The sequence below is a fragment of the Candidatus Omnitrophota bacterium genome (genome assembly GCA_023819145.1).
Classification (GTDB): domain Bacteria; phylum Omnitrophota; class Gorgyraeia; order DTHP01; family DTHP01; genus JBFWKV01.
In genome coordinates this window covers 1-5,739 of record JAMWCW010000023.1, presented here as the reverse complement: position 1 = coordinate 5,739, position 5,739 = coordinate 1, and the positions used below count along the sequence as shown (strand labels likewise).

11 protein-coding genes are annotated in these 5,739 nt (G+C 36.5%); 10 read left to right on the top strand and 1 reads right to left on the bottom strand.

What is annotated here, in order from left to right:
• From NC818_07490 to NC818_07445, 10 genes are all read left to right on the top strand, one after another.
• A partial coding sequence (locus NC818_07490) for a hypothetical protein (GenBank protein MCM8784585.1) occupies positions 1-214 on the top strand: 214 nt, incomplete at its 5' end.
• Complete coding sequence (locus tag NC818_07485; protein MCM8784584.1) at positions 156-1,331, top strand: cation:proton antiporter; 1,176 nt, start codon at positions 156-158, stop codon at positions 1,329-1,331. The genes NC818_07490 and NC818_07485, both read left to right, overlap by 59 nt.
• Positions 1,332-1,705: 374 nt before the next feature.
• Entirely contained in the window at positions 1,706-2,002 is a 297-nt protein-coding gene (locus tag NC818_07480; GenBank protein ID MCM8784583.1) for a DUF134 domain-containing protein, read from the top strand.
• Positions 2,003-2,004: 2 nt separating this feature from the next.
• A complete protein-coding gene (locus NC818_07475) occupies positions 2,005-3,048 on the top strand; it encodes a permease (GenBank protein MCM8784582.1) in 1,044 nt (347 codons plus the stop codon).
• A 68-nt stretch (positions 3,049-3,116) separates the two neighbouring features.
• Positions 3,117-3,353 carry a thioredoxin family protein gene (locus tag NC818_07470; GenBank protein ID MCM8784581.1) on the top strand — a complete coding sequence of 79 codons (237 nt, stop codon included), beginning with the start codon at positions 3,117-3,119 and terminating at the stop codon, positions 3,351-3,353.
• Positions 3,354-3,533: 180 nt separating this feature from the next.
• A complete protein-coding gene (locus NC818_07465) occupies positions 3,534-3,803 on the top strand; it encodes a 4Fe-4S dicluster domain-containing protein (protein MCM8784580.1) in 270 nt (89 codons plus the stop codon).
• A gap of 10 nt (positions 3,804-3,813) precedes the next feature.
• Positions 3,814-4,602, top strand: coding sequence for an NAD(P)-binding domain-containing protein (locus tag NC818_07460; protein ID MCM8784579.1), 789 nt, complete (start codon positions 3,814-3,816; stop codon positions 4,600-4,602).
• A 4-nt stretch (positions 4,603-4,606) separates the two neighbouring features.
• Positions 4,607-4,840 (top strand): ATP-binding cassette domain-containing protein, encoded by a 234-nt coding sequence (locus NC818_07455; protein ID MCM8784578.1) that lies wholly within the window; start codon positions 4,607-4,609, stop codon positions 4,838-4,840.
• Positions 4,841-4,850: 10 nt separating this feature from the next.
• Positions 4,851-5,114 carry an ATP-binding cassette domain-containing protein gene (locus NC818_07450; GenBank protein MCM8784577.1) on the top strand — a complete coding sequence of 88 codons (264 nt, stop codon included), beginning with the start codon at positions 4,851-4,853 and terminating at the stop codon, positions 5,112-5,114.
• Positions 5,092-5,277, top strand: a complete 186-nt coding sequence (locus NC818_07445; GenBank protein ID MCM8784576.1) for a hypothetical protein — start codon at positions 5,092-5,094, stop codon at positions 5,275-5,277. Before NC818_07450 ends, NC818_07445 begins: the two co-directional genes overlap by 23 nt.
• 194 nt (positions 5,278-5,471) lie before the next feature.
• On the opposite strand, the gene NC818_07440 is transcribed toward NC818_07445, so the two are convergent.
• Positions 5,472-5,739: integrase core domain-containing protein (locus NC818_07440; GenBank protein ID MCM8784575.1), on the bottom strand; the 268-nt coding region annotated here is incomplete at its 5' end.

Here is a 5,739-nt window from a genome sequence, read left to right as displayed (position 1 = left end):
GTTTATTTTTATTGGATTAATTTCTCTTTTTTTCAAAAGTAGTCTAACTCCCTCGGGTTTTCGTTTTAAAATAAGTATTTGGCGAACTGTTTTTGGGATAGCAATTTTATGGCTCTCTTTATTTTATGGACCTTGGCAGATTAGCGACCGGCTTGATGAAAAAGTTAGCATCGGCGTTTCTTTTGTCAGGTATTTTCTTTGCCCGATTCTTTAATAAATTAGGATTTCCTGCAGTAACCGCATACCTCGTCTTAGGAATACTTATTGGTCCTTATGTATTTAATCTGGCACCTAAAGAATTATTGAATGCTTCTGGCCTAATCTCTAATATCGTTTTAGGGATGATTGCCTTTGGCATAGGTCAGAATTTCTCTATAGATAATTTTAGACGCTTGGGAAAATCTATTCTTTGGATTTCAGTCTTAGAAACCTCGGGAGCCTGGGTATTTGTAACCTTGGCATTTTTGATTATCCTAAGGCAACCTTTTTATATCTCATTTCTTTTTGGAGCGATTGCCTCAGCTACTGCACCGGCCGCTACAGTTATGGTTATCAGAGAATACCGTGCCAAGGGTTTTTTTACCAATACCCTTTTAGGTGTAGTGGCAATAGATGATGCTTGGTGTTTGATAATTTTTGCTATATCATTGGCTATTTCCAAGGCAATTTATAATCATCTGACCAGTCCCCTCTTTTTACTAAAAGTTTTTTGGAATTCGCTCTTTAGTATCAGTGGTGCATTTATCTTGGGTTCGATTTTGGCATTTATATTATCCCACCTTTCTAAATATATCCGGAGCTTGACAGAATTGCTTATTTATACCTTAGGATTTGTTTTATTTAGTATCGGAGTTTCTTTATCATTACATTTATCCGTACTTCTCTCTTGCATGTTTTTAGGGGCGGCTTTAGTTAATATTCATTTGGCATCATTTAAATTTTTTGATGCCATACGCACTATAGACTCTCCACTATTTCTCTTATTTTTTGTCCTTGCCGGAGCTAACCTTGAGATTCCCTTACTGAAAAAACTTGGCCTTTGGGGACTGGTTTATATTATCTTTAGAGTTTTAGGTAAGGTTATAGGTGCTAATTGGGGAGCAGAGATATCTAAATCATCTCCCGTAGTCAAAAAGTATCTTGGTTTTGGATTAGTGCCTCAAGCGGGTGTTGCTTTAGGCTGTGCGTTAATTGCTAAAAGCGATTTTCCTAATATAGGCAATATCCTGTTTACAACTATCGTGGGAACAACTGTTATCTATGAGTTAATCGGCCCATTTTGCACAAAATATGCACTTCATAAAGCAGGTGAAATAGTTATAGGATATTAAAATTACGGTATAATATGTTATAGAAGTTAAAATGAGAGAAAGGGGTCAGACCCCTTTTGGCAAAAAGTGCCTGACCCCTTTTATTATATAGCAGCAGCCAGAGTAAGTAGAAGAGTAAAGTATGCAGAAACATAACAGGAATCTATATCAAATCCAATAGGGAATATTTTAAAATTATAGAAATAAAAAATTCTAAGTGTACCGCCCTCGTTAAATAAAATTTCTAAAAGGAAAGTCGGTCTTTCCCTATTTTATTTAAAATTATTACAACAACCACCTTAACGATAAAAAATTAAGAAACCCTTGACAATTTTCTAAAATATGTTATTCTATTATGAACATTTGTTCATAAACCAAACCGATAGGATGGTAAAATGAGGCCAAAAAGGATCAGATGGATAAAGTACGGACCTACAGAGAGATGTTTTAAACCTTTGTGCAAACCACTGAGTAAGTTAGAAAATGTGTATTTGACACTTGATGAATTTGAGGCAGTTCGGCTTGCATGCCTTGAGGGATTAAAACAGGTTGATGCGGCCAAAAGAATGAAGATTTCCCGGCCTACTTTCTCAAGGATTATAACCTCAGCACATAAAAAAATTGCTGATGCTTTGGTCAATGTTAAGGCAATAAGGATTGAAGGTGGCTGCTGCAAAATTAAAAGGAGGTAAGCATGGTTTTAAATCTAATTTTTGCTGGATTATTAGCTTTAAAAGATTATATTGCCCATCATGTTTTGACCTGTTTAATTCCTGCATTTCTTCTGGCAGGAGGTATGGTTTCTTTTTTTAATAAAGAGGCGATTTTAAGTTATTTGGGCGAAAAGGCATCTAAATTAAGGTCCTTTTCTTTAGCCATATTTTTTAGTTTTTTTATTGCCTCTTGTTCCTGTACAGTTTTGCCGGTAGGAAGCGGTCTTTATTTTGCTGGAGCAGGAATTGGCGCTGCTTTTATTATTCTTTGGGTTGCCCCTTCTACCAATGTCTTATCGCTTTTATTTACCAGTACTATTTTAGGTACAAAGATGGCTATCTCAAGAATTACTGCCTCTCTTTTTATGGCTTTTTTGGTAGGGTGGATAATGAGTGTTTTGTTTGGGAAAGAAGAAAGAAGCAAGATAAAATCTACATCTTCAGAAAATAAGGTAGTTATTAGTAAAAAACATTCCATTTTATTAATCTTGATTTTTCTTTCTATAATTCTGCCTAACTATATCGCACAAGGAAAAAGTTATTTAATTAATGTTTTGGTCTGGAGTATATTAACGGTTATTTGGTTAATTTATGGAGCGAGCACTCTTACCAAAGAAGAAACCAAAAACTGGCTTAAAGAAACGTGGTGGTTTGTGCGGATGATTGTGCCTTTGCTTTTGGTGGGTGTTTTCATTGTGGGTGTTATCGGCAAACTCTTACCTAAGGAATTTGTTTCAAGGTGGGTAGGTGGAAATTCTGTTCTGGCAGCATTTTTGGCAACAATATCAGGGCAACTGATGTACTTTGGCACATTAACTGAATCACCTTTTATTGATACGATGCTAAAATTAGGGATGGGGCGTGGTCCTGCTTTGGCATTTTTGTTAACTGGTCCCGGAATGAGCCTTCCCAATATGCTTGCTATTGGAAGACTTTTCGGAATTAAAAAGGCAGCGGTTTATATTATTCTAATCATGATTTTGGGGACATTTGTGGGCTGGTTTTTGGGAAACCTAATTTTCTAATGTTTGGAGGTCTCACCTCCAAAATACATTGTAAATAAAGAGGTTATGATAGAAAGGAGGTGATAAAAATGAAAATTGAAATTGCTGGCCCGGGTTGTCCAAAATGTAAAGCAACTGAGAAGAATGTTCAAGAGGCATTAAAGCAATTAGGGCTTCAGGCAGAAGTGGTTCATCTTTATGATATGACAGAAATTGCCAAAAGAGGAATAATGTTTACACCCGCCGTAATTGTGGATGGTCAAGTTAAAATCTCTGGCAAGATTCCTACGGTGGATGAGATAAAAGAAGTATTATCTGCCAAATAATTAGTGAAAAAAGGCAAAGAACAAAAATTCAAAAAAGGTGGAGGATGGGGATAGGTTTTGGAGAGATGGGAGCGAACTTTGATAACCAGGTAGTAAGTCTTGATTTACGCAATATGTCGACTGAAAAGGCCCTTAATAAAGTAAAAGAAGCATTGGATAATATTGAAAGGAGGTAGAAAAGTGACCAGAATTTATGGAATTGAAAGAGAGAAGATACCATGGTATCCGAGAATTGATTACGAGAAATGTGTAGGCTGTAAGGAATGTTTTAACTTCTGCTGGAATGGTGTCTATGAGTGGGATGAAGAAAACAATAGACCCAATATTGTCAGACCATATAACTGCGTAGTCGGTTGCTCCGCTTGCGCTAACCTTTGTAATGGAGAGGCGATTAGATTTCCCAGTAAAGAAGAATTAATGGAGGTAATTAATAAGGAGCAAAAAACATAATGGGAGATAAATGACAAACAAGACATTGGGATTTATCGGAGGAGGTAGAATTACTTTTATAATCCTGGAAGGATTAAGGCGTTGTGGTAAATTGCCAGAAGATGTTATGGTAAGCGATTTCAGTATTGAGGCGCTAGAAAAATTAAAGCGCCGTTTCCCTGAGATTGATATCTCAGTTGGCGATAATAAAAAGCCTGCTTGCCAGGAAATAGTATTTCTTGCTTTGCATCCTCAGGCAATAAACAGCGTCTTTTTAGAAATCAAATCCTCTCTTAAAAAAGAAGCAATCATAATTAGCCTTGCTCCCAAAATAATGATTGAGAAATTATCAGAAGGATTAGGCGGATTTAGGCGTATTGCCCGCATGATTCCCAATACCTGTTCAATTATAAATTCAGGTTATAACCCTATTGCTTTTTCTTCTGCCTTATCGGAAACTGAAAAAGAAGAATTAAAGGTCTGGTTAGGCAATTTAGGAGATTGTCCGATAGTGGATGAGGAGAAGTTAGAAGCATATGCCTTGCTTACTGCGATGGGCCCAACTTACCTTTGGTTTCAATTATATGAGTTAGAGAAAATCGCTGTATCATTTGGACTAACTCCTCAGGAAGCTCAAGAAGGTATATCAAAGATGATGAAGGGTACTCTGAAAAACTATATATATGAAGCGGATTTATCACCTGAAGAAGTAATGAATTTAATTCCGGTTAAGCCGTTAAAAGATGAGGAGGAAAATATAAAGAATATATATAGGTCAAAGCTTGAAGCCGTATTTAAGAAGATAGAAGGGAAAAATTAAAAATATGGGAATATTATTACAGTTAGATAAAATATTGCTTAACTTAGAAGGGAGGAAAATTTTGAAAAACTTAAGCCTTTCAGTTGAGGAGGGAACAATCTATTCTATCTTGGGTTCAAATGCTGCGGGAAAGTCAAGCCTTGCGTATGTGATTATGGGCTGCTGTGATTATTTCCCTCAAGATGGTAAGATTTATTTTAGAGGTGAGGATATAACTAGTTTTTCTTTATCAAATTGAAAGAGCAAAGATGGGACCCACCTTAGCCTGGCAGGAGCCGGTAAGATTTGAGGGCTTAGCGGTAAAAGACTATATTGCAGTAGGGATGAAGGAAAAAGACGATAAATTGATTGAACAGGCGCTACAGAGGGTTTTATTGGAGCCAAAGGATTATTTAGATAAAGAGGTGGATAAGAGTTTAAGCGGAGGAGAAAGAAAACGCATTGAATTAGCTGCGGTCTTTGCGCTGAAGCCAAAACCACCAATTTTAGATGAACCAAGATTCAGGAATTGATATTTTGACTTTGGATAATATTGTGGAAGTGATTAAAGAGTTAAAATGCCAAGGAACAACTGTGTTTTTGATTACCTATCGGGAGGAGGTCTCAGAGATTGCTGATAAAACCTCACTTATATGTTCTGGTTTTATTGTCCTTCCCAGACAGATAGCCAGGTGAAAGGAATAGCGCGTTAAAACAACAAAAGATTTAATGCGAGAATATTTCTTCTTTATTTTCAAATATATTTGGAGGTCTCACCTCCGAATATGTTTTTAAAATCCATTACCTTATGTTATGCTGCACCCTGTATTGCCGACCCTAAAAAGATTCGCCTGATTGCCTATTTTTTGTACTGACCCCCATTTGGCAAGCTAGATTTTAGTAGCAAGTAACAACTGCTCTTTCTCATATTGCACCGGTGTTTTATAACCCAAAGAGGAATGTGGAAAATCATTGTTGTAACGGCTTATCCAGGCTTTTAAGTCTTCTTCAACATCAAATGGTGATTTCCATTGTTCTACTTTTAACCAAATTAGATCTTCTTTCATTGTCCGGATAACTCTTTCTGTATCAGCATTGCCCTTAGGGTTATCATAGCAGGTGAATATCTGCTTGATATTTAACACAGAGCAAGCCTGC

Coding starts and splice junctions, on each gene's coding strand:
- NC818_07485 (MCM8784584.1), top strand. CDS start 156: ATGAAAAAGTTAGCATCGGCGTTTCTTTTGTCAGGTATTTTCTTTGCC.
- NC818_07480 (MCM8784583.1), top strand. CDS start 1,706: ATGAGGCCAAAAAGGATCAGATGGATAAAGTACGGACCTACAGAGAGA.
- NC818_07475 (MCM8784582.1), top strand. CDS start 2,005: ATGGTTTTAAATCTAATTTTTGCTGGATTATTAGCTTTAAAAGATTAT.
- NC818_07470 (MCM8784581.1), top strand. CDS start 3,117: ATGAAAATTGAAATTGCTGGCCCGGGTTGTCCAAAATGTAAAGCAACT.
- NC818_07460 (MCM8784579.1), top strand. CDS start 3,814: ATGACAAACAAGACATTGGGATTTATCGGAGGAGGTAGAATTACTTTT.
- NC818_07455 (MCM8784578.1), top strand. CDS start 4,607: ATGGGAATATTATTACAGTTAGATAAAATATTGCTTAACTTAGAAGGG.
- NC818_07450 (MCM8784577.1), top strand. CDS start 4,851: ATGGGACCCACCTTAGCCTGGCAGGAGCCGGTAAGATTTGAGGGCTTA.
- NC818_07445 (MCM8784576.1), top strand. CDS start 5,092: ATGAACCAAGATTCAGGAATTGATATTTTGACTTTGGATAATATTGTG.